Origin of the sequence: Bacillus cereus group sp. N6, assembly GCF_016483705.1 — a bacterium.
Classification (GTDB): Bacteria; Bacillota; Bacilli; order Bacillales; family Bacillaceae_G; genus Bacillus_A; species Bacillus_A wiedmannii.
The window spans coordinates 1-1,851 of record NZ_JAEHBI010000150.1 but is presented as its reverse complement, the minus strand read 5'-3'; the positions used below and the strand labels follow the sequence as shown (position 1 = coordinate 1,851).

Sequence of the window (1,851 nt, the reverse complement as noted above, 5' to 3'; positions counted from 1 at the left end):
CATCCTTCCTTGCGGTATGCATGGAAGGATGACCCATTTAGTTAAATTTTATTCATTTCCTTAAGTTGATGGCTATGGCTCCTAGGGGCAACTTTTTCGGTTTATAGAATTTTAATATATATTACTTCTCAATATATATAGAATATATAATCGTACGTGTGTATGGATGCCCCGCTTTATTTTTCCCATGATAGTAAGTCTCTCCATACCAATCATTTGCCTTTCCGTTTTTTCCTTGTACAAATACAATCGGTGATTTGGTAGGATCTACCTGTGCAGGTATTGCCCCCACAAACCAATTCCCTGGCTTGAATGTTTCTGTTGGTGGAAATACCTTTCCGTAATCTGGATGTGTTTCTGCATATACAGAAGGTGCGTTATAAAAATGGAAAATAAGAAAAGCAAAAGAAAAGATTGCAAAAGTCTTTTACAATGTTTCAAATGAATACCCCCTCATGTTTTTTATCTTTACATACACTTTCAAATGAAGATTACATCTTCTCGCCCCCCTCTTGTACATATAATTCTTGATGATATTCGGTCTCTAAAAGAGAAAAACCTTTTATTCTAGCCGTTTTGCTATATTTCTCAAAATACTTCCCTTATATCCGATATATAATGGGGGTACCTGGCAGGATTGTCTAGGATCATAGAAAAAGGAGGGGGAGAGGATGAAAAGGGGAATCCGAATATTGGTTACTTTCTCATTGGTTTTGCTCGGACTGCCTATCATTTTTTTAGCTTTTATCACATGGAAGCATAAAAAGCCATCCGAATCTGTAAATCTTATTATAGAAAACTCGCAAGAAAACAGATTACCATTCTATACGCCATTCCAAGCTACTACCTTTAACATTGGTTACGCAGGATTAGATGCAAAACAAGATTTCTTCATGGACGGAGGAACAGGCTCACGTTCTCGTAGTAAAGAACAAACCAAACAAAACTTACAACACATGTCGTCCTTTTTAAAAGAAGACCATGCAGATTTTGTCTTGTTACAAGAAGTCGATATTAAAGCATTCCGTTCTTTTGATCAAAATGAATATCAATTTTTTCAACAGGAGTTATCCTCTCACGCTTCTACATTTGGTTATAATTATAGCAATCCATGGGTTCCGGTTCCCTTTTTGCGTCCCATGGGATATGTGGAATCAGGACTCGCTACGTTTTCTACTTACTTCATAAAGCAGGCAACTCGTTTTCAATTACCAGGGAGAGAGCCTTGGCCTAAGCAACTCTTTGATTTAGATCGTGCGATGGTAGAACACATTATCCCGGTGGAAAATGGAAAGAACTTACGAATCGTAAATCTACATGTATCGGCATATGATGCAGGTGGAAATATCCGCAAACAACAACTGCAATACGTAAAACAGTATATGCATACACAGTATCAGAAGGGAGATTATGTGATTGTAGGTGGCGACTGGAATCAGCTACTGTCAGATATTCAGTTACAAGACCCCGCATTTCTAGCCGCCTGGCCTAAGTGGTTAGTGCGTTTGCCCCAAGATTTTACAGAAGGAGGATTTCAATGGGCTGTAGATTCTTCTGTGTATACGGTACGCGATAATCGTACGGCATACATAAAAGGAAAAAGTTTTGTGACCATTATTGATGGATTTTTAGTCTCACCTAATGTGGAAATCCTTCAAATTAATGGACACGATTTACAGTTTACACATAGTGATCATAATCCTGTGAGTGCTGTTTTTCAATTACAGTAGAACGGAAGACATACGTTTGAATAAACTTTTGGGAGACGTGAATAATGATATTAAGTCAATAAAATAGACACAGATAATTTCAATTATGCAGCCTCCGATTCGTACATACGTTCTTTTTTAG

The 1,851-nt window shown here is 37.5% G+C and carries 2 protein-coding genes; one reads left to right on the top strand and one right to left on the bottom strand.

Annotated elements, in window-relative coordinates:
* Positions 1-121: 121 nt before the first annotated feature.
* Positions 122-292, bottom strand: a complete 171-nt coding sequence (locus JDS99_RS32245; protein ID WP_242475814.1) for a hypothetical protein — start codon at positions 290-292, stop codon at positions 122-124.
* A 379-nt stretch (positions 293-671) separates the two neighbouring features.
* Here JDS99_RS32245 and JDS99_RS30515 point away from each other — a divergent pair, with 379 nt between their 5' ends.
* On the top strand, positions 672-1,730 hold the full coding sequence (locus tag JDS99_RS30515) for an endonuclease/exonuclease/phosphatase family protein (protein WP_199696457.1): 1,059 nt from the start codon (positions 672-674) through the stop codon (positions 1,728-1,730).
* Positions 1,731-1,851: the final 121 nt, after the last annotated feature.